The organism is Beggiatoa leptomitoformis (genome assembly GCF_001305575.3).
GTDB classification, from domain to species: Bacteria; Pseudomonadota; Gammaproteobacteria; order Beggiatoales; family Beggiatoaceae; genus Beggiatoa; species Beggiatoa leptomitoformis.
On record NZ_CP012373.2, the window covers coordinates 2456793 to 2478459 of the forward strand.

The 21667-nt window shown below is 41.9% G+C and carries 22 protein-coding genes; 12 read left to right on the forward strand and 10 right to left on the reverse strand.

The features are described from left to right. Nucleotides 1-22: 22 nt before the first annotated feature. The 3 genes from AL038_RS10235 to AL038_RS10245 form a co-directional block, all read right to left on the reverse strand. The gene (locus tag AL038_RS10235) at nucleotides 23-496 is read right to left on the reverse strand and encodes a MarR family winged helix-turn-helix transcriptional regulator (protein WP_062152487.1); all 474 of its coding nucleotides are present in this window, start codon (nucleotides 494-496) and stop codon (nucleotides 23-25) included. 212 nt (nucleotides 497-708) lie between these two features. After that, complete coding sequence (locus tag AL038_RS10240; RefSeq protein WP_062152489.1) at nucleotides 709-1179, reverse strand: bacteriohemerythrin; 471 nt, start codon at nucleotides 1177-1179, stop codon at nucleotides 709-711. A gap of 264 nt (nucleotides 1180-1443) precedes the next feature. Then, entirely contained in the window at nucleotides 1444-2124 is a 681-nt protein-coding gene (locus AL038_RS10245; RefSeq protein ID WP_062152491.1) for a hypothetical protein, read from the reverse strand. Between the two features lie 188 nt (nucleotides 2125-2312). Here AL038_RS10245 and AL038_RS10250 point away from each other — a divergent pair, with 188 nt between their 5' ends. The 5 genes from AL038_RS10250 (at nucleotide 2313) to hypD (ending at nucleotide 7191) form a co-directional block, all read left to right on the forward strand. After that, on the forward strand, nucleotides 2313-2978 hold the full coding sequence (locus AL038_RS10250; RefSeq protein WP_201800075.1) for a protein-L-isoaspartate O-methyltransferase family protein: 666 nt from the start codon (nucleotides 2313-2315) through the stop codon (nucleotides 2976-2978). Nucleotides 2979-3037: 59 nt separating this feature from the next. Then, nucleotides 3038-3370 (forward strand): rhodanese-like domain-containing protein, encoded by a 333-nt coding sequence (locus tag AL038_RS10255; RefSeq protein WP_062152495.1) that lies wholly within the window; start codon nucleotides 3038-3040, stop codon nucleotides 3368-3370. 241 nt (nucleotides 3371-3611) lie between these two features. Next, on the forward strand, nucleotides 3612-5003 hold the full coding sequence (locus AL038_RS10260; protein WP_062152497.1) for a TolC family outer membrane protein: 1392 nt from the start codon (nucleotides 3612-3614) through the stop codon (nucleotides 5001-5003). Nucleotides 5004-5226: 223 nt separating this feature from the next. Continuing rightward, complete coding sequence (gene pdxJ, locus AL038_RS10265) at nucleotides 5227-5985, forward strand: pyridoxine 5'-phosphate synthase (protein ID WP_062152499.1); 759 nt, start codon at nucleotides 5227-5229, stop codon at nucleotides 5983-5985. 111 nt (nucleotides 5986-6096) lie between these two features. Next, a complete protein-coding gene (gene hypD, locus AL038_RS10270; RefSeq protein WP_062152501.1) occupies nucleotides 6097-7191 on the forward strand; it encodes a hydrogenase formation protein HypD in 1095 nt (364 codons plus the stop codon). A 130-nt stretch (nucleotides 7192-7321) separates the two neighbouring features. Here the strand turns inward: hypD and AL038_RS10275 are convergent, their stop codons facing one another. Beyond that, the gene (locus tag AL038_RS10275) at nucleotides 7322-8191 is read right to left on the reverse strand and encodes an NAD-dependent epimerase/dehydratase family protein (protein WP_062152503.1); all 870 of its coding nucleotides are present in this window, start codon (nucleotides 8189-8191) and stop codon (nucleotides 7322-7324) included. A gap of 63 nt (nucleotides 8192-8254) precedes the next feature. Here AL038_RS10275 and AL038_RS10280 point away from each other — a divergent pair, with 63 nt between their 5' ends. From AL038_RS10280 to metW, 3 genes are all read left to right on the forward strand, one after another. Beyond that, complete coding sequence (locus AL038_RS10280; RefSeq protein ID WP_083991494.1) at nucleotides 8255-9049, forward strand: dienelactone hydrolase family protein; 795 nt, start codon at nucleotides 8255-8257, stop codon at nucleotides 9047-9049. A 382-nt stretch (nucleotides 9050-9431) separates the two neighbouring features. Beyond that, nucleotides 9432-10568 (forward strand): homoserine O-succinyltransferase MetX, encoded by a 1137-nt coding sequence (gene metX / locus AL038_RS10285; RefSeq protein ID WP_062152505.1) that lies wholly within the window; start codon nucleotides 9432-9434, stop codon nucleotides 10566-10568. A 14-nt stretch (nucleotides 10569-10582) separates the two neighbouring features. Beyond that, nucleotides 10583-11185: a methionine biosynthesis protein MetW gene (gene metW, locus AL038_RS10290; RefSeq protein ID WP_062152507.1), complete on the forward strand. Its 603-nt coding sequence runs from the start codon at nucleotides 10583-10585 to the stop codon at nucleotides 11183-11185. Between the two features lie 268 nt (nucleotides 11186-11453). On the opposite strand, the gene AL038_RS10295 is transcribed toward metW, so the two are convergent. The 3 genes from AL038_RS10295 to rpmE all read right to left on the reverse strand — a co-directional run bounded on the left by AL038_RS10295 (nucleotide 11454) and on the right by rpmE (nucleotide 14651). Continuing rightward, entirely contained in the window at nucleotides 11454-13463 is a 2010-nt protein-coding gene (locus AL038_RS10295) for a PhoX family protein (RefSeq protein ID WP_083991495.1), read from the reverse strand. A gap of 125 nt (nucleotides 13464-13588) precedes the next feature. Next, on the reverse strand, nucleotides 13589-14278 hold the full coding sequence (trmB, locus tag AL038_RS10300) for a tRNA (guanosine(46)-N7)-methyltransferase TrmB (protein WP_062152509.1): 690 nt from the start codon (nucleotides 14276-14278) through the stop codon (nucleotides 13589-13591). Between the two features lie 163 nt (nucleotides 14279-14441). Continuing rightward, nucleotides 14442-14651 carry a 50S ribosomal protein L31 gene (rpmE, locus tag AL038_RS10305; RefSeq protein ID WP_062152511.1) on the reverse strand — a complete coding sequence of 70 codons (210 nt, stop codon included), beginning with the start codon at nucleotides 14649-14651 and terminating at the stop codon, nucleotides 14442-14444. Between the two features lie 470 nt (nucleotides 14652-15121). Between rpmE and AL038_RS10310 the strand changes: the two genes are divergently transcribed. From AL038_RS10310 to AL038_RS10320, 3 genes are read left to right on the forward strand one after another with little or no spacing between them, the layout of a single operon-like run. Beyond that, nucleotides 15122-15463 (forward strand): DMT family protein, encoded by a 342-nt coding sequence (locus tag AL038_RS10310; RefSeq protein ID WP_101539194.1) that lies wholly within the window; start codon nucleotides 15122-15124, stop codon nucleotides 15461-15463. Between the two features lie 31 nt (nucleotides 15464-15494). After that, on the forward strand, nucleotides 15495-16238 hold the full coding sequence (locus tag AL038_RS10315; RefSeq protein WP_062152515.1) for a hypothetical protein: 744 nt from the start codon (nucleotides 15495-15497) through the stop codon (nucleotides 16236-16238). Between the two features lie 2 nt (nucleotides 16239-16240). Then, nucleotides 16241-16975: an ABC transporter ATP-binding protein gene (locus tag AL038_RS10320; protein WP_062152517.1), complete on the forward strand. Its 735-nt coding sequence runs from the start codon at nucleotides 16241-16243 to the stop codon at nucleotides 16973-16975. A 7-nt stretch (nucleotides 16976-16982) separates the two neighbouring features. Here AL038_RS10320 and AL038_RS10325 read toward each other — a convergent pair whose 3' ends face one another. Beyond that, nucleotides 16983-18608 (reverse strand): hypothetical protein, encoded by a 1626-nt coding sequence (locus AL038_RS10325; protein ID WP_145917091.1) that lies wholly within the window; start codon nucleotides 18606-18608, stop codon nucleotides 16983-16985. Nucleotides 18609-18700: 92 nt separating this feature from the next. Between AL038_RS10325 and queE the strand changes: the two genes are divergently transcribed. Further along, complete coding sequence (queE, locus tag AL038_RS10330; RefSeq protein ID WP_062152521.1) at nucleotides 18701-19342, forward strand: 7-carboxy-7-deazaguanine synthase; 642 nt, start codon at nucleotides 18701-18703, stop codon at nucleotides 19340-19342. Nucleotides 19343-19440: 98 nt separating this feature from the next. Here the strand turns inward: queE and dapB are convergent, their stop codons facing one another. Both dapB and dnaJ read right to left on the reverse strand, forming a co-directional pair. Next, complete coding sequence (dapB, locus tag AL038_RS10335; RefSeq protein WP_062152523.1) at nucleotides 19441-20244, reverse strand: 4-hydroxy-tetrahydrodipicolinate reductase; 804 nt, start codon at nucleotides 20242-20244, stop codon at nucleotides 19441-19443. A gap of 111 nt (nucleotides 20245-20355) precedes the next feature. After that, nucleotides 20356-21477 carry a molecular chaperone DnaJ gene (gene dnaJ, locus AL038_RS10340; RefSeq protein WP_062152525.1) on the reverse strand — a complete coding sequence of 374 codons (1122 nt, stop codon included), beginning with the start codon at nucleotides 21475-21477 and terminating at the stop codon, nucleotides 20356-20358. Nucleotides 21478-21667: the final 190 nt, after the last annotated feature.

Sequence of the window (21667 nt, forward strand, 5' to 3'; positions counted from 1 at the left end):
ATGTTTCTGTTTTTCCTACAGATTAGTCAACAAAAAAAGTCCGTAGTTGTTTTAAATGCTGGATTAATATTTGTTGTTCTGCACACGTCTGTTTTTCGAAAAACTGTTTTATATAGGCAATGTGTGCGGGAAATGCCTTTTCAAAAACTGCTTCCCCTTCAGGGGTTAGTACCGCATATAAAGTGCGCCTGTCTGCTGTCCCCGCAATGCGTTTTACCAATCCTTTTTGTTCTAAACGGTCGATAACGCCCGTCAATGTTCCTTTCGTAATTAACGTTTTCTCGCCTAACTCTTTGAATGTCATCCCATTGGTATTTCCCAAGGTTGCGATGATATCAAATTGAGCAGGTGTTAAATCAAACGCTGCAATATGTTTTGCTGCATTTGATGTAATCGCCTGATAAGTATAAACTAACTCGCGCATAACGTCCAAAAAGCGTTCTCCAGCCGCCATTTTGCTGGTATAAGCGGATTGTGTAGTATCTGGGTTTTTCATTTTATTAGTTCTAGTTAAAACTGTACTGGATTAAGGTAATACCTTAACACGATTTTGTGATTTGGCAAGTTTTTCACTAAGCAGTGGAAACAGTGAAAGTGAGGGAACTTACTAATATATTAATTATAAAATAAAATTATTACAGCGGAGAATGAAAAGAAGATTAAGTGCGCATCCATTCGCACCTAAATATTGCGTTGAAAATAGTCGAATTATTTATGCGGGTGAATATATTCCCAAATTTTGCCAACCCACGTTTTTTCTGACCAAGAGGGTTTTAAACCCTTGCCTAATAAGAATGGACCATATTTTTTATCATCTTGTAAAATATGATGGGTAAGCCAATGACGCAGAAAGTGTAATACTTCTATACTGACCGTTCCTTCTCCTGTCGCAACTTTTTTTTGTAAGTCAAAAACTTGCTTTGTCAGTTCTTCATGATGCTTTTTGTGATTTTCGTATTCAGGATAATCAAAAATCCGCATCAGGCTTTCTTCTACGGCAAAATGGATAACCGTGTATTGGGCAAGTTCATCTAATACCCGTTTGATTTCATCTTTATCCGTGCGTTTTACAATCGCTTCATACATGCGATTAACCAGACCAACGAGAATTTTATGTTGCTCGTCAATTTCTTGAACGCCAACACTAAGTTCGTCTGTCCACTCCACCAATGGCTTCATATTATTGTTCTCCTTGCTCATTCAGCTTAAGTAACCATAAATAAAATCAGGAAATTGCACTTTACCTTAAGGGAAAAAACGCAATTTCCTGAATCTGTGCAGTTATTATGCCAGCAAAAAACACAAAAATAATGACTAGGTCGTAATAAAAAATGCAGGATGAAAAAGATTCTCCCTTTAAAAAAGGGCATTGAAGAGGTCTATTTTTTTCAAGATATCCCTCTTTTTTCAAAGAGGGAGGTATCATTTACCACGACCATCTATTTAATTCACCGATGATTGTTGAATGGTAAAAATTTGGGTTGCTGTAAAATCCTGTGTCTCTGTTTTAGGAGGGCGTTCGTTAGTGAGGATAATATAACTACCTGTTACAGGAGTATTTGTAAAAACTAAACGCAGTGTTTTAGTCAACTCTTTTAAAGAAGTTCCTGTAAAACTTCCCTCACGAACGTTTCCTACAAATATATCGCTGGTGAGCGTACCATCAGGATCAATCAGCACATCAATGACCATTGCCACGGTGGTATTATTTGAATTAACCGTTACATAAGCAAGATAATGGTCTAAGCTGGTTTGCCAAACCCCATCATATTGCCCACCTTCGTAGGCTAAAATTAAATCGGCTTCAATCGGATAGCTATTATTAGGCTCTGTGACCGTGCCAGAAAAATGCGTTTCTGTATCATTGAGCGTTGCGGTGACTACATCATCACTAGTAAGGCTTTGCAAAGACAATTGTTGATTATCCAGCAAACCTAAAAAAGTGGTTGTTCCTGATAAATCAGACTCTATTTGTACACCAATGACCTGATTTTTGGTATCTTGCATGAGTAACCAATAGTTACTGTTATTGTCTATCCAGACACCATTAATTGCAGCAAAACTACTGCTTTGCCAGACTAATAAGCAGACGAATAATAGATTTTTCACGTATTGCAAGTGCATGATTTAATGCTCCTCAATTGTAATTTTAAGGGAAATGTACTTTTTTATACGGCTGAATAATTTAAAATCCGTCGTGAGCAAAAATTTTTTGGGGCTTACCAGATAAAGTATATCTTTTTCTACCTGCACTTTTGATAACGCTATATAATACACAACAGTTTGACGAGGCACTTTTAGACAGGAACGGTATGATGTCATCAATGAATGTTGAACAAGCTCGCTTTAATATGATAGAGCAACAAGTTCGTCCTTGGGATGTGTTAGACCCGCGTGTACTCGACGCGATGACACAAACCCCGCGCGAATTATTTGTCCCCGCTACTTATAGCGTGTTAGCTTTTGCAGATATATCCATCCCCCTTGCACATGAACAAGTCATGTTATCCCCTAAAGTTCAAGGACGTATCGCACAATCCTTACTTTTAGATAGCAATGATACTGTGTTAGAAATCGGCACAGGAAATGGGTATTTAACAGCTCTATTAGCAAAGTTAGCTGATAAAGTAGATAGCGTTGATATTTTTGAAGAATTTACCAAAACCACCGCTGAGAAATTGCACGCATTAGGATTAAACAATGTCACGTTAGAAACAGGTGATGCGGCCAATGGTTGGAAACAAGATAAACGCTATGATGTCATTGCCTTAACAGGGTCTTTACCGTTATTAAAACCTTATTGGCAAGAACAATTAAAAATTGGTGGGCGGTTATTTGCCATTGTTGGCGAATCCCCAATTATGCAAGCGCGCGTTATTACCCGCTTAAGCGATAAAGAGTGGATGACAGATTATATTTTTGAAACTGACATTCCTGCGTTGCTCAATGCTCCCCAACCCAGCCGTTTTGTTCTATAAATCTTCATCATAAGGCAACATGAAACCGCTTTTGTGTTGCCTGTTTTACATACACCATAATGCGCCAGTTAAGTCCCCCACAATTAAAAGCCTACTTAGAACAACAGGTAATTGAAAACAGTCCTTTACCTTTGTTGCTTGATGTCCGAGAACCTTGGGAATATCAAATTTGTCATTTAGACAATGCGGTATTAATCCCTATGGGGACATTGCCCAATCAATTGAGTACATTAGACCGCCAACAAGAAATTGTCGTTATTTGTCATCATGGCGTACGTAGCCAACAAGTAGGTTGGTTTTTAGAACGTGTTGGATTTAAAGATATTATCAACCTCGTTGGGGGCGTTGCCGCTTGGGCACAAGAAGTCGACCACAACATGCCAACTTACTAGAACAGACGAGATATTATTTATGACCTGTATGGCATCTTGTCATATATTGACTTTTTGAAGTATTTTGACGAATCGTCAAATTTTATTTATGCTAGTCATGTCCGCATAAGTACTGTTTACGTTTTACAAGATTTGATGATGGCATAACAATGCTAATATCCATTGAATTGCCCTGTAAATGCAAATATCTTATGACAAGCTATTCAAGAATATTCGCAATTTTTAATATGGAGTGTCGATAATGATGTATAAACGACTCAGCTATTTACTGCTTACCAGTTGTTTGGTCGTCCCTGCGATACAGGCAGAAACCCTTTTAGATTTATATGCTTTAGCCAAAGAAAATGATGCACAACTTAAAGTATCTGGTTCTGACCGCTTAATTGCCTTAGAAGCAAAACCACAAGCTCAAGCCAGCTTATTACCACAAGTGGTATTAGGTGCAGATGCAACCGAAAGCTGGAATACAGAAAATTGGATGAGCGGAAGCGACACTGAAAGAACTGCATTAGGCTATTCGGTTTCTCTCAGCTATCCACTGTACCGTCGTGACCGTCAAATTCTGTTAGAACAAGCTGATATTGGCGTTAAAATTGCCGAAGAATCCTTTGCCAGTCAACAGCAAGCCTTGATTCAACGCTTATCTTCTGCCTACTTTACCATTCTTAATGCAGAAGATAATTTACGTTTTACCCGTAGTGCGCGAGAAGCCTTTCGTCGTCAATTAGACCAAACGCAACAACGTTTTGATGTAGGTTTAATCGCGATTACTGACGTAAAAGAAGCACAATCAGGCTTTGACCAAGCTGTTTCTGATGAAATTACGGCACAAAATACAGTTGACCAATCCTATGAATCCCTGAGAGAAATTACAGGTAGCTATCATAAACTATTGGCGACACTGAAGGCAGACACGCCCTTATTACCACCAGACCCACAAGACATTGATGCGTGGACAAAAACTGCATTAGAGCAAAATCCACAAGTCATCGTACAACTCGCAACCATAGAAAATGCACGCCAAGAAGTAGAACGGCAACGAGCAGGTAATTTGCCAACCGTAGATTTAACCGCACAACATGCTTATAACGATACAGTTCGTGGTGATGAATCTAATGGTATGCGCACAAATAATTCCATTGGTGTTTCCCTGAGTTATTCCTTGTACGAAGGCGGAGCAATACGTTCCAAAATTCGTGAAGCCCAACAACGCTACGTTCAAGAATTAGACCGTTTAGAACAAGTACGCCGTTCTATTCAAAACCAAACCCACACCAATTATTTAAACGTCCTATCAGGCATTAGTCGGGTTAAAGCCAGCCGTCAAGCGGTTGAATCTGCACTTACTGCATTAGAAGCCATTGAAACAGGTTTTGATGTTGGAACAAGAACATCCGTAGATGTCCTCAATGCACGACGTGACTTATTAGACGCACAACGCAATTACTCACAGTCACGTTATCAATATGTTTTAAGCACGGTTACATTAAAACAATCCGCAGGTTTACTGCGCTTAGAAGATTTAGTCGCGATTAACAATTGGTTGACAACCCCCTCTCAAGTGGCAGAACCTGCAACCACAGAGAAAAAGACCGAGAAAGAAACAACTAAAAAGTCATCTGCGAAAAAATAGTTATTATTTTACCTGCAAACTGGCATAACGCCTAAATGGTATGAATTTGCTTATCATAATGGTTTAACAGGTAAAATCTTAACCTAATCATGTAACCATAAGACCTATCAGATAGACGTATCTGATGGGTTTTTTGATTTTATACTTGATGTCTATCAAACCAATATTATTTACCCTGTCAACTTAAACTATTCATTTTAAAATTTATTGGAATTTACAGGTTATGAACGCTGTTTTACCCACTCCAAGGCAACCCATTTATTTAGGCGTGAATATTGACCACGTTGCAACGCTACGCCAAGCACGTGGCACTATTTATCCCGATCCTATTCAAGCCGCATTATTGGCGGAACAAGCAGGCGCGGATTTTATTACGCTCCATTTACGTGAAGACCGTCGGCATATTAAAGAGCGTGATGTCCTTATTTTAAAAGAAGTAACGACAACACACATTAATTTAGAAATGGCAATAACTACCATAATGCTAGATTTTGCGGAACAAGTACGCCCTCAAGATGTCTGCTTAGTCCCCGAGAAAAGAACCGAATTGACCACAGAAGGCGGCCTAGATATTCGCGGACAATTGTCACGAGTACAAGAAGCCTGTCAACAACTGCATCGTTCAGGTGCAAAAGTCTCCCTCTTCATAGACCCCGACATCACACAAGTAGAAGCCGCCGCCGAAGCAGGTGCACCCGTTATCGAACTGCATACAGGTGCGTATGCGGATGCACCCACAACTTACGCGCAACAGCAAGAACTTGAACGGATTAAAATTGCCACTGAACGGGGAATAGCATTGGGTTTACAAGTTAATGCGGGGCATGGGTTGCACTATCACAATGTCCGAGCCATTGCGGCGATTCCTGCATTATCAGAGTTGAATATTGGACATGCCATTGTTGCGCGCGCGATTTTTTCTGGATTTAGCGAAGCGGTGCGCGAGATGAAACGGTTGATGATAGAAGCCCGTTCCCAATAAGTGCCTTAATAATGATGGGCAGTGCTAAACATTACATTTAGTACTACGCTATTGATGTCGTGGCGAATGGATACGCCCTCTCTTTTCCCTAGATACCTTGCAGACTCTTCTATGTCACTCACTGCCCAACAATGGTTAGAAAAAATCCGCGCGCTCCCCATTTCCACCCCTTTAAAAATCATGAATATCTGTGGTGGACATGAACGCTCAATTACCGCAGCGGGCATTCGGGGCGCACTACCGCCACAAATAGAACTCATCCCCGGTCCGGGTTGTCCTGTCTGTATCTGTCCTGAAGAAGATATTTATGCCGCTATTCAATTAGCATTACGCGATAAAGTCATTTTAGTCGCTTTTGGTGACATGCTACGAGTGCCTATTAATGTGAGCAAAACCGAAGCCCGCTCACTAGAACAAGCGAAAGCACTTGGTGGTGATATTCGCCCGATAGCCTCGCCAATGGAAGCCCTACACATTGCCCAACAAAATAGGGAAAAACCAGTTGTTTTCTTCGCCGCAGGCTTTGAAACGACAATGGCCCCTGTTGCTGCACTACTTGCACAAGGAATTCCTGATAATTTATACATCCTACTTTCTGGACGCTTGACTTATCCTGCTGTTGCCATGTTATTGGAAACAAAACAAGCCGTTTTTCATGCACTGGTTGCCCCCGGACATGTTGCAACAATTATGGGTGCGCAAGAATGGGCATTTATCGTTACACAACATCAACTACCCTGTGCAATTGCGGGTTTTACCCCTGAAAGTTTACTTGCTGCGTTTTACTCTACCTTACGTCAATACAGCAGTCATCATTACTTTTTAGACAATTGTTATCCACAATTAGTCACTCCTACAGGCAATCAAACAGCACAACGCTATCTCATCGAAACAATGGACATTGTCGATGCTAATTGGCGGGGTATAGGCATCATACCGCACTCAGGATTTGCCCTAAAAGACAGCCAACACGATGCCCGCCTACACTTTCCAAACTACGCCAATGAATCCCGACTACGTGCAGGACAAATGCCTGCAGGCTGTGATTGCGCAAGCGTTGTTTTAGGCAAGATATACCCAAATCAATGTCGTTTGTATGGCACTGCCTGCGCACCACGCCATCCCATCGGGCCTTGCATGGTCTCTGATGAAGGGGCATGTCGTATTTGGTGGTCTGGTGGTGTTCGCCAACCTGCAACCGTGTGAAAACTGTTTCAATATCAAAGTTTATTGTCAGTTTAATAAAGTGTGTTAGTGCATCAACAACGTGTTACACAACACTAACGCACCGACGATAATCACACGTAGAAGCGATGAATCCTAACTCAAACAAATATCATGCCTCAGTTAAAAACTGACTACCCACAAAAGCCCGTGGCTGATAAGCAAAATCATCGCTTGCCTCCGTGTATGAAAAACATAAATCCTGCTTCATCCGCGTCACCATCGTGCCTGATAAATGACGAAAAGCAGGAAAAATCCGTATGCTATTCGCTAAAAAACTAAATAGCCTTTCAGGAATCGTTATAATTCGCGGTTTTTTGTGCAACACATAAAAAATATGCTCAACCATTGCTCGATAACTTAATGTCTGTCCACCGCTAAGATTATAACTTTTATCAAAAGTAGCCTTATTATTAACAACCTGTAAACAAGCTAATGCCAAATCATCCGCATGAACAGGCTGACGCAATCCATTCCCTTTCCCTACCAATGGAAAAAAACCAAACCGTTGAATAAATTGTACAATAAACGAAATGTTCTTATCTAATCCACACCCATAAACCAATGTTGGACGAAATAATGTATAAGGGAGCTGACGACGCTGGCATTGTTCAATGATGTTCTCTTCTGCTTGTGTTAGCTCGGTAACAACCTGCTGCTCTTTTGGATTAGGCGAATTCAATTTTGTAAAACGGCTCGTAGAACTAAATGTAATAACTCGAAGCAACGGCGCATCATCAGGTAATTGAACTAATAAATCGGGCAATAACCCCAATGGCGCGATGTGAAACAACACCGTTGGTTTTAAAATAGATAAATGCGCCCCCCGTAAATCTAGCTGTTGCCAATGTGTACTATGCAATGGCGGATGACGACTAATCGCGGTTATCTCCCATCCCGCCTGCTGCAAACGTGGTAACAAAAAATGACCGATTTGATTAGTTGCACCAGTAACAAGCGCATGTGTTGGATTAATAGACATAGTGTGCATATTCGATTAAGGTTATTGAGGCTATATTATTATTCATAACAAGGGAGTCATTACATGCGTATAAAACAAACTGTAGGATTACTTACCATACTACTATCTGCATTACTCATGCAGAACGTGATGGCAGAATTATTAACAAAAACGGTGCAATATAAAATAGGCGACAAACAATTTGAAAGCACCCTCGTTTATGAAGCAACGGATACCACAAAACGTCCGGGGGTTGTGATGGTTCCCAACTGGTTAGGCCCTACAGAAGCCGCATTAGCTGACGCGAAAAAAATCGCCGCCAAAGGCTATGTTGTTCTTATGACAGACATGTATGGTGTTGATATTCGCCCAAAAAACATGGACGAAGCGGGTGTAGCGGCAAAAACGGTTCGTGACGATCGACACATGATGCGCGAGCGGATAAACCAAGCCCTAACAATGCTAAAAGCACAAGCTGACACAAGTCCGCTTGATATTAACAAACTCGCGGCAGTTGGCTATTGTTTTGGCGGTGGAACAGTCTTAGAACTAGCACGCAGCGGGGCTGACATCGCAGGTGTCGTCTCATTTCATGGCAACCTAGACACCCCCAATCTGGCAGATGCAAAACAAATTAAGGCAAAAATATTAGTCCTACATGGCGCGAATGACCCCTATGTTCCCCCCGAACAAGTAGATACATTCACCAAAGAAATGCGTGATGCGAAAACCGATTGGCAACTAGTCAGTTTTGGCGGCGCGGTTCACTCCTTTTCTGACCCACTCGCAAATATGGAAGGCGCACATTACAACGAAAAAGTTGCAACCCGTGCTTACCTCATGATGGATAACTTCTTCGCCGAAATTTTTCCTAAATAACCCGAGTATCGTCAATAAAAATTTACTAATGCCAAAGAAGCAAAGACAAGTCATTTCCCCAATGGGAGACTATCTAAAGCAAAATTCTTCGCATTAAAAAATAAAAAGTAATACGGATAACACCACTTCAAACAGTGTTATCCGTCCCACTTATTGACCAAAGAAACGCATTGCAAAAAGAGCTAACCCAGCCCCCTATTAGCAACACCTTAATGTTCTTTCACACCCAAGCCCAGTCCGCTCTACAACATCTCACTGTCATGCTTTTGTCATCATTTTTCTAAGATAGTCCGTCGCGGTGCGTTTATAATGGTAAGTGAAACGGTCAGCCCATTGCTGACTTTAATCCACCACTACCGACAAAAACAGGACTTTTGGCTAAATGGCAGACACTTTTCCATCTGACTCCATTGGGTTAGTAACGCCGCAAACGCTCCATTTTGACGCGCCTTTAACGTTAGACTGTGGGCGTACTTTGCCACGTTACGATATTATTTATGAGACCTATGGACAACTCAATGCAAACCGCTCCAATGCCGTACTAATTTGCCATGCACTGAGTGGCGACCACCATGCTGCGGGTTATCACAGCACACAAGATAAAAAACCGGGCTGGTGGGATAGCGCGATAGGCATAGGTAAACCCATAGATACGACACGCTTTTTTGTCGTTTGCTTAAATAATTTAGGTGGTTGTAAAGGCTCAACAGGACCAACAAGTCTCAATCCCGAGACAGGAAAACCGTTTGGCCCTGATTTTCCAATCATAACCGTACGCGATTGGGTTAATGCACAAGCCCAATTAAGCGACGTACTAGGCATTCACCAATGGGCTGCTGTGGTTGGTGGCAGTTTAGGCGGTATGCAAGCACTACAATGGACAATTGATTATCCAGACCGTGTGCGCCATTGCGTTGCCATTGCCGCCGCGCCAAAACTGTCCGCGCAAAATATCGCGTTTAATGAAGTTGCTCGCCAAGCCATCATGACCGACCCCGATTTTCATGCAGGGCATTATTACGAAAAAAATGTTATTCCACGTCAAGGACTAATGTTAGCGCGGATGCTAGGACATATCACCTATTTATCCGATGACTCCATGCGGGCAAAATTCGGACGCGAACTGCGCGAAGGAAAACTAAATTTTAGCTTTGATGTTGAATTTCAAATTGAAAGCTACCTACGCTACCAAGGACATTCATTCGTCGACCGTTTTGATGCAAACACCTATTTATTAATGACAAAAGCCCTAGACTATTTTGACCCCGCCAGTGAACACAACCACGATTTAGCCCAAGCCTTCGCCAATGTAAAAGCCCAATTTTTAATTGCGGCGTTTACCAGTGATTGGCGTTTTTCACCCGCCCGTTCCCGCGAAATTGTTAAAGCCTTACTCGATAATAAAAAACAAGTCAGCTATGCCGAAATCAAAGCTGATGATGGGCATGATGCGTTTTTAATGCCTATCCCCCTCTACCAACAAATCTTCCGTGCTTATATGCAACGTATTGAAATATAAAGGGGGAGAATAAAATGGAGTTACGTACAGATTTAGCATTAATTGGTCAATGGATTAAACCCAATTCCCATGTTTTAGACTTAGGTTGTGGCGACGGTACTTTACTAGCACAACTGCATGAAGAGCGACAAGTAACGGGCTATGGCTTGGAAATTGACGACAATAAAATTGTCCATTGCATAGAAAAAGGGGTGAATGTCATCCATACCGATTTAAATCAAGGTCTATCGGATTTTACCGATAACAGCTTTGATTATGTCATCATGTCAGAAACGTTGCAGGCAATACATCGCCCTGATTTGCTATTACAGGAAATGTTACGGGTAGGACGGGAAGGAATTATAGCCTTTCCCAATTTTGGTCATTGGGAATGTCGCCTATCCTTATTTTTTGGCGGACGAATGCCCGTTTCTGAAGCATTACCAAACCCTTGGTATAACACAGAAAACATTCATTTATGTACACTGTATGACTTTGAAAAATTATGTGAAGAACTAGGCGTAACCATTTTACAACGCGCTGCGGTTGACCGTTATCATCGCCCACGAACAGGAATGCGGATATTGCCGAATTTATTTGCAGAAATTGCCTTGTATCGGTTTTGTCGGCAACGCTAAAAAATGGATAACACTGCTTTTTTTGAGTGTTATCTATAAAATGAAAAATTTATTTTTCATTAGTTCAATAATCTCTTTAATTTTATTTGGATAAGCAATTTTATCGATTTACTGATAGAGTTCGAACTCTTCATCTTATGTAAAACACATAGTGGATGAATAAGCTATCATCGCCCCAACTGTTCTAATAGGACTGTTAATCAAAGAGATATTATAGGTACGAGTTTTTATTCGTACCTATCACCTATCATAAAACCAATCAAATCCCTTAAGTCCCAATCTTCCCGCCATTCCCCTTTGTAATCACAATGGTAGAAGAACGTGGACGACCATTAGGGTCAAAATCGGGCCAGTTACTTGCAACGTGTGGATTTGCGGGGGTGGGACGGGTTGTGCCTAATTGTGCTTGTAGCCCTTTTGGCACATCACCGGGATGTTGCACATTAATAAACAGTGTTTTTTGGTCGGGGGTGCTAATTATTCCTGTGACTTCGCAACCAATAGGACCTGTGAAGAAACGACGAATTTCGCCTGTTGTTGGGTCTGAGGCTAACATTTGATTATTGCCAAATGCTGCCATTTCCCCATCTAACATGACAGTATCACTCATGTCTGTTTCAATCCATAAGCGTCCGCTGTTATCAAACCATAAGCCATCAGGACAGGCAAAAATATCGCCTTTGATGTTGCCTTGATTTTCAGCAACGGTACTGGCGGGATTGCCTGCTAATACGTATATATCCCATTTCAGGGTTAAAGCAGCTGGGTCATTGTTGGTTTCTGACCAACGTAAAATATGTCCCATGATGTTTTTTGCACGTGGATTCGCGGCATCGGTTGCGGGATTGTTGGTTGTACCGCGTCCAGAATTGTTGGTAAGGGTAACGTAAACTTGTTTGTTTTTGGGGTTAATGGCAACCCATTCTGGTCTATCCATTGGGGTTGCGCCGACTAGTGTTGCTGCCGCACGGGCTTTGATTAACACTTCAGCTTGGTCAGCAAAGCCATTTTCAGCCGTTAAGCCGTTTTGTCCGTAAATCAGGGGTAACCAAACGCCTGTACCGTCAGCCTTGTATTGGGCAACGTATAGAATGCCGTCGTCTAAAATACCTGTACCCACTGCCATATTAGCGGCACGGTTATTTTTGTCATAAGCACGATTACTGATGAATTTGTAGATAAATTCGTTGGTTTTATCGTCACCTAAATAGACAACAACGCGATTGTCATTAGCCAGTACATGTGCGGCGTTTTCGTGGCTGAAACGTCCTAAAGCGGTGCGTTTGATAGGTTTGGAAGTTGGGTCAAAAGGGTCTATTTCGACTACCCAGCCGAAACGATTAACTTCATGGGGTTCTTTGTTGATGTTAAAGCGGTCGTAGTGTACTTCCCATGAGTAATTTGTTCCGCTACTGCTGACGCGGTCACGGCTAACAATGGCTTGCATTTCTGCAGTCAATTCGCTGGCATTGGGGATAATAAAATAGTTTTGATAGTTTTCTTCGCAGGTTAAATAAGTACCCCAAGGAGTTGTGCCATTAGCGCAGTTATTTAGTGTGCCTATCACTTCTCGCCCTGTTGGGTCTGCACTGGTTTGTAGTAGGCGTGACCCTGCTGCCGCGCCACTTATGGTCATTGGTGTGTGGGTGGTAATCCGACGACCATAGGAAGAGGGACGTACAACGCTCCAATCACTGCCACTTTTACGCACTTCAATGACGCTAACGCCATGTGCGGCCATTTCTTTATTAGTTTTTTCTATTGTATAGCCTGCTTTGTCATCTCGATAGCCACCTGTTGTGTGGAGGATTGCATCATCTATATACTCATGATTCATAACCAATAGTCCTTGAGAGGAGGAGTTACCGCCTGTCAGTTGGTCTATGGGGAAATAGTGCATACCATCGTGATGCGCGCCCGCTTGTACCATTTGTTCAGCCGCAGTATTGGAGGCATCTATACGGAAAGCTGCACCATCGGACACAGGGTCACCCCAACGGTATAGAACTTTTGCAGTGTAACCGTCAGGAACAACATGTTTATCTTCTGTGCTAATAGGAACGGATTTAAAGCCTAAACTGGGTAAATCTTCTTCGTCATTATCATCGTTACAACCCGCGAGGCTCATGCCAAACATGGAAACCATCGCAAATCCTAAACCACCTTGTAATACTTGGCGACGGGATAAGCGAATTTCTAATATATCGTTAAAATGGGGATTATTAGGATGAGGGTTGCCAATTTCTGCGGGTAAATCATCAAATTGTTTATCTTTCATAGTGTTTGCTCGTGCTAAACGGGGTTCTTAAGGACGGCTTAAGCTAGCACAGGCGTATGAAATAACGTTGACAGTCTGATGACAGTAACATGACAAAAAGAAAAATAATCAGTATTTTCTATTCGTTAGAATATTGATGGGGTTGTTTTTTTGTAGAGCAAATCCCAAACACCATGTCCGTGACGATGTCCACGTTGTTCGAATTTGGTTAAGGGACGGTCAGCAGGGCGGGGCGCGTAGCTGTTTGGTGCGGTCATATTCTGAAATTGTGGGCTTGCTTCCATCACTTGTAACATTTGTTCAGCGTAATCTTGCCAATCCGTTGCCAAATGAAAAATACCTTCTGTTGTTAGGCGACTGGCTAACAGTTCGACAAAAGCAGCTTGTACTAAACGACGTTTATTATGGCGTTTTTTATGCCAAGGGTCGGGGAAAAAAAGATAAACGGTGTCCAAACTGGCTAAAGCGATATGATTTTGCAGTAGTAAAACGGCATCGCCATTAAAAAGACGGATATTAGTGATATTCTCCGCCTCGATTTGTTTTAACACTTTGCCAAAACCGGGTAAATGTACATCAATTCCTAAATAGTCATTTTCAGGATGTTGTTGCGCCATTTCTAGTAAGGCATCGCCCATACCGAACCCAATTTCTAAATGTTTGGGTTGGGAGCGTGCAAATAAGTCGTTTAAATCGAGTACACCAACAGGGTCAACACCGTAGCGTGACCATAAGTTAGTATAAGCAAGTTGTTGTGAGGGAGTCATGCGCCCATTACGGCGGACAAAACTACGGATATTGGTGAGCGGTTGCATGACTTAAACAATGTAGCGTGAAGTGACACAGTATAAAAACTGTGTAGGATTTTTCCCGGCTCACTGGAAATGTTCAATAATATCCATTAGCAATAAGGAACGACAACCGGGAAAAACACAATGGCAGGAATTAACAGCCGTTATAGGCACATACATGTGCTGATTAAGCGGCTTTATTACCATATTTGCGACGGAATTTATCAACACGACCGCCCGTATCTAAAATCTTTTGCTTACCAGTGTAAAAGGGATGGCAAGCAGAACACACGTCAAGGTGCAAATCTTTTTTAGTAGTAGAACGGGTTTTAAAAGTATTACCACAGCTACACGTGACATTGATTTCTGTGTAGGTGGGATGAATCTCGGGCTTCATAATAACTAAAAACCTCAATTTTTATCGCTGGGTGTGGTTTTAATGGGTAAACAAAACGGCAATATATTCTAATGATATTACCCGTAAACAGCAAGTTATTTATCGGTGAATAAAAATAGTCTGTTTGTATGATTAAACTGTGATTTTACAATGTCCCAACTGGATGAACGGTTAATATTTTAAGCTTTTATCGTTTCACGATGATTGAATATAGACTGCACTAAACTAGCAATCAAGCGCGGAATACGTTATATAATCAATATCGCTTTCTGCTACTGTTCCACGTCTCTGGTGCAACTCAGCGACGCATTATGAAGTTCAATATTTAAAACGATACCAACATATCGCATTTCCATTGATGGACGACCCTTACTTTATTATGTAACTGGTTGGAAAAATTTATGTTTCCGACCATGCGTATCATGGCTAGTCTTAATCATTCCTAGTGTCACATACTAAATAGTATTAATATGCCCGTTATTTTTCAAACCGTTATCCTACTTAGTTTATCCAATGTATTCATGACATTTGCGTGGTACGCCCATTTAAAACACTTGAATAGTCATCCTTGGTATATCGCGGCATTATTAAGTTGGGGGGTGGCATTATTTGAATATTTACTACAAGTGCCTGCTAATCGCATTGGTTATACAGAATTTAATTTATCACAGTTAAAAATATTACAAGAATTTATTACACTAACAGTTTTTGTGCCGTTTTCCCTGTTTTATATGCAACAACCCTTAAAATTAGACTATTTATGGGCAGCATTATGTTTAATTGGTGCGGTATATTTTATTTTTCGCAGTTAAAACAATAAGTTTAGAGTGGAGGAGAAAAACAATGAATAAACCCAAAGTTGCCATTACCCTCAGCGTTGATGCAAATCCCGGTGTATTAGGACATACGGTCGCCCTTTTGCTAGAATCAGGACTTAAATATCAGAAACACCGTTTAGTTAGTAATGCTGACCAAAGCGAAAATATATTAACGTTAGAAGCAACGGGAGAAGTTTCACCCGAATTACAAACGCATCTCATCACCATACCGGGTGTACATGCCGTTGTTAAAATTGAATCCTCTGTGGTGAAAAACCCCGAAAACATCTTGCAACCAGAATCACCCAGTGTTGATAACATTGTTAAATTTTGGCAAACCCCCAGAGCTATTGAACTGATTCAACAGTTTGAAAGTGGCTTGAAAAGCAAAGAACGTGAACAAAAATCCACCCAGTTTGGCGAACAAATTGGCTGTTTACTCTCAGAAGAATATACCGACATACTATTTACACAAACATCAATTGATGACGCTTTACGTCAGGTTGTTGTCCCCGCATTAGGTAATTTTGTCGAAACAGAAATAAAAAACAATGCCTTATATCTCATTCGCTCCGATTTTGTCAATGCACCGCGTGGTAAACTCAAATTGTTATTGGGCTTAGACCAAGAACGTTGTTATGTGATTAGCGGCATAGTACAAGGCTTACTTAATCAAAGTGCTACGTTGCCGAAAATATGTGTTCGTCGTAGCAAATGTGTCGCGGCTGGAGACTCCATGTGTGTGCTACAAGTCGATGTCGCTAAATAATCATGACAGTTTCAACGGCTGACACATTTATTCTTGAATTTAAAGAGGTTTGTAAACAATATTCCCCAACACAACCCGTGTTTACAGATATTAACTTACAAGTCAAGCAAGGTGAGTTTTTTGGATTAGTAGGCGTTAATGGTGCGGGAAAAACAACGCTCATCAAAAGTCTATTAGATTTTTGTGCAATTAATCATGGCACTATTCGCTTATTTAATCACACCCACACTAAACCGATTGCTCGTCAACATCTTGCCTTTTTTCCTGAACATTTCGCGCCACCCGTCTTTCTAACAGGACAAGGTTTTTTACACTATATGGCACGCCTACACGGGCAGCTATATGATAAAAATAAGATAGAAAAGCTCTGTCAAGCACTAGACCTAAACAGTATCGCCCTACAACAACCCATTAAAAGCTATTCCAAAGGCATGGCACAAAAATTAGGACTAGCCGCTTGTTTTTCAGCCGACAAAAAATTGCTTGTCATGGATGAGCCGATGAGCGGTCTAGACCCTAAAGCCCGTGCTTATCTAAAACGCTATTTACTCAACCTAAAAGCACAAGGCACAACTCTTTTTTTTAGCACCCATTTACTCGTTGATGTAGAAAATTTGTGCGACCGTATGGCAATACTACACGCGGGACAATTGCGCTTTATTGGTACACCTGCGGAATGTTGCGCCCGTTTTAACAGCACCGACATAGAACAAGCCTATTTAAATGCTATTACCTAACGCTAGGTTAAAAAACTATTTTTTGAATAGGACTGACCCAACATTCACCATTATCCCCTGTAAAATAAAACCGATATTCTTCTCCCTGTCGCGCCCGACTCACACGCGCTGTAAACGCCCGCAAGGGAGCTACATGCTGACGGTCAAGAAAAAATACTCCAGCCTCTCCCTTACGCCCATTTAACTGAATATCCCACATTAATTGTCCTGAGGGTTCATAACGAAAAATGGCTTGAATTGCATCGCTAGGTAAATACACACGACACTGTTGTGGCGTGGTTTCTAAGCGTTTTAAACAATGACAGCCCTCATCAATATACCCAACCGTCTTGCCCGTCTGAAGGCGTTGTATCGTATCTTGTTCAAGCCACAATAATTCGGGGCTACTGCCACGAAAATAACGTACCGTCCAATGCAATTCTCCCATCACAAAACCTTTAGGTGCGACAAGTGCGTCATAAACAGGTGGTGACGCTAATAAAGCATTAACAATCAACTGATTCGTTGAGTTTTCCGCTTTTTGCGCATAGGTATGATTTTGTACCGCAACAAACACGCCCCAAAGAAAAAGCAGGATAATTCCTGAATAAATAAAACTTACCCTATGAATAATAGGACTTTTTGCCAATTGCACCGCAGAAAAAAGCGTTAAAAATAGATAGCTTAACAACAAAATTCGGGCAGCATGTTCGCTAGGACTACGCCACAAATGCGGGGCAAAAACCGCAGGGAACATGAGAAAAATCAAGGTAATAATTAACCATAAGACGACAGCAAAGCGCGACTTTCCAAATACCACCGCGCAGACCACTGCCACTAAAACCGCTACATTCTGTTCAACAAACCACTGTGTTACCTGCGCTAAACCTTGCCATACTTCCACTAGTAATGGCAGCAGTGCAATCCCTTCCATACCACCGCCAACCGTACTCAACATCATTTGTCGTAAAAATAAATAGGCTACAGCAACACAAAAATAGCCAAACATCAGCCCTGAAATACGCTTGATATTTGTCCACGAAAAACTAAATTGTGGTAACCAGAAATACAGCAGCGGAACAATTAAATAAATTTCCTTTGCTAAGACGGCTAAGGCATAAAATCCTAAGCATAACCACCACCACCGCGCCCGCGCTGTTTGCCACCACTGCAATAATCCTAAGGTTGACAAGGTGATACTAATTCCCCCTTCAACATAATGGCGGGTGTAATTTTCCGTCAACAACTGAAACAGTGTGGGGTGGGTTAGCAATAATAATAAGGCAATCATGCCCGCAGAATACCGTTCTGCAACACGCCATGCTAATACACTGATTAAACTGATAAGAATACTTAATGACAGTGCTTGATGAATCAAAAAAACCAGCGGATTTGCATCGCCTGCTAACCACAAATCTATCTGATAACTCCATAATACCCAAGGCATATAATGTGCTGTAGATAACTCTTGATACGCGGCAGGATTGGTTAAAAATGTATGCCACGCATAACTTAAAGCGACTCGCATAACATGTGCATCATCATCATGAAAAGTGAGGGTAACGGCTGGCAACCATCCACTCATCCACACGACACAAAAAAGGGTGATTAAGCAACAGACTTGAACAAGTGGGGAACGTAAAATAGCGGGCATAAGTGGCGCAATAAGCGAAAAAGAAGGGTAACAAGCATAATCAAAAACCGCTTTGAAAAACAAGCGACCTAAACTGAGATGTAAGAATCACCATGACTTATCATGTAAAAGAAATTTTTTATACTTTACAAGGGGAAGGGGCACAAACAGGCAGAGCCGCTGTTTTTTGTCGCTTTGCGGGATGTAATTTATGGTCGGGTAATGAAGCAGATAGAGCGACAGCACTTTGTCAATTTTGTGATACCGATTTTAATGGCACAACGGGAACGGGTGGGGGGAAATTCACAACGGCTGAAGACCTAGTAACCGCCATTACACAAACATGGCAAGCAAAAAATAACATTCACGCACAGCCTTATGTCGTTTGCACGGGCGGAGAACCCTTATTACAAATAGATAACGCATTAATAACCGCTTTACATCAAGCAAACTTTAATATTGCAATAGAAACCAATGGCACTCAAACCGCACCCACAGGCATAGATTGGATTTGTGTCAGTCCTAAAGCACGCGCCCCGTTAATTTTAACTGCAGGACACGAGCTAAAACTTGTTTACCCACAAGAAGATGCGCTACCAGAACAATTTATCGACCTAGACTTTCAACACTTTTTTCTACAGCCCATGGACGGCAATGCCCACCATCACAACACCCAACTTGCTATTCAATATTGTTTAGACCATCCACAATGGCGATTATGTTTACAAACCCATAAATTAATTGGGATTCCATAAGGTAACTAATGGCAAACGACATTAGTGTACACGCCTTTAACAGGAAGGCTACGGTGTGTTACGGCACAAAAAAATCCCTAACACACCCTAAACTTAGGTTATTTAAAGCCTAACACATCCTGCATATCAAATAGACCTTGTTCTTTCTGTGTCAACCATGCAGCAGCACGTACAGCACCTTTTGCAAAGGTCATACGACTAGACGCTTTATGAGTGATTTCAATCCGCTCACCAACATCAGCAAACATAACCGTATGCTCGCCAACAATATCCCCCGCACGGATAGTTTGAAAACCGATGGTTTGACGGTCGCGCTCCCCTGTAATGCCTTCGCGGGCATATACTGCACAAGTTTTTAAATCCCGTCCTAAGGTTTGGGCGACAACTTCACCCATCCGTAAGGCAGTACCAGAAGGTGCATCGATTTTATGGCGGTGATGAGCTTCTATTACTTCAATATCCACGCTATCACCTAAAACTTTCGCCGCCATTTCCAACAGTTTCAGGCTTAAATTAACACCAATACTCATATTCGGAGCGAAAACAATCGCAATATCTTGTGCAGCTTCAGTAATTAAGGCTTTTTGTTCGGCGGAAAAACCCGTCGTTCCAATAACGATACGTTTTTTTGCTTGGCGACAATAAGCCAAATTTGCCAATGTGACCTCGGGGCGCGTAAAATCAATTAATACATCAAATTGGTCAAGTACTTGTGGTAACTCACTCTTGATTGTAACACTCAATTTTCCAACGCCAGCCAATTCCCCCGCATCTGCGCCCAATAAAGTGCTGGCGGGATGCTCAAGTGCAGCGGCTAAAATGGTTTCAGGGTGCTGTTGCGTTGCTTCAATCAGGTTTTTACCCATGCGCCCCGCTGCGCCTGCAATGGCTATCTTGATCATTTCCGTTTCTCGCTATCTTCAGACATTGTTATTTAACTGATTCCTAAGCTTAATCTCAATATTTCTAGTCATTAACTGCTAAACACTAATTTAATTGAGATTAAGGGGTATTTACAGCTTCATATCTTCAAAAAACTGTTTGACGCGACCTAGCCATGAAGTTTCTTGCGGACGATGATGAGTTGATTCCAACGTGTTGCCGAATTCCTCTAACAATTCTTTTTGTCGACTGGTGAGACTAACAGGGGTTTCTACCACAACACGGCAATGCAAATCTCCAACACTTCCACCACGAACGGGTTTAACCCCTTTGCCACGAATGCGGAAAGTTTGTCCTGTTTGTGTTCCTGAAGGAATTTTGAGGGTTACACGACCATCCAATGTTGGGGCTTCTAATTCCCCCCCCAGTGCAGCCGTCACTATACTAATCGGTACTTCACAAAATAAACTACTGTTTTCACGGGTAAAAATAGAGTGCGGACGGACATTAATTTGTACATACAAGTCTCCTGCAGCCCCATCATTAACACCAGATTCCCCTTCACCCGATAAACGAATGCGGTCACCTGTGTCCACACCAGCAGGCACTTTAACAGATAACGTTTTAGTATCTTTAATGCGTCCCGCACCGTGACAGGTAGAACAAGGCGTTTCAATAATTTTGCCTACTCCGCGACAATAGGGACATGTTTGTTGTACGGAGAAAAACCCAGAAGTCATGCGGACTTGTCCTGCACCACCGCAATGGCTACAAGTAACAGGGCTTGTACCGGGTTTTGCCCCTGAACCATGACAGGTATCGCATTCTACGAGTGTCGGAATACGAATTTTAACATCAGTTCCATTAACCGCTTCTTCTAAGGTGATGGTTAAGTCATAGCGTAAGTCAGACCCACGAAAGGCACGACTGCCACCACGGTTACCATTTCCACCAAAAACACTTTCAAAAATATCGCCAAAATCAAAACCGCCACCAAATCCACTGCCACCACCACCGCCCATAGAAGCATCAACGCCTGCATGTCCAAATTGGTTGTAAGCTGCGCGTTTTTGAGGGTCGGATAAAATCTCATAGGCCTCTTTCGCTTCTTTAAATTTGTCTTCCGCATCAGCACTATCAGGATTGCGGTCGGGGTGAAATTTCATCGCCAAACGGCGATAGGCTTTTTTGAGTTCGTCTTCACTGGCGTTTTTTTGTACGCCCAGAACTTCGTAATAATCTCGTTTTGACATGGTAGCGAGTGTGTTCGGCTAGGTGGGGTTAAATAGGCGCGAATGAATTCGCACGAATTAAAGGGGGTTTAGGTTCTCGGGTGCGGATAAATCCGCATCGACAATGATTCTCTTAAAATCACATTACAGTGAAAATAATAAAGCGCACTACTTAACTTTTGGAGGTAAGTAATGCGCTTCGTCGTCAGTT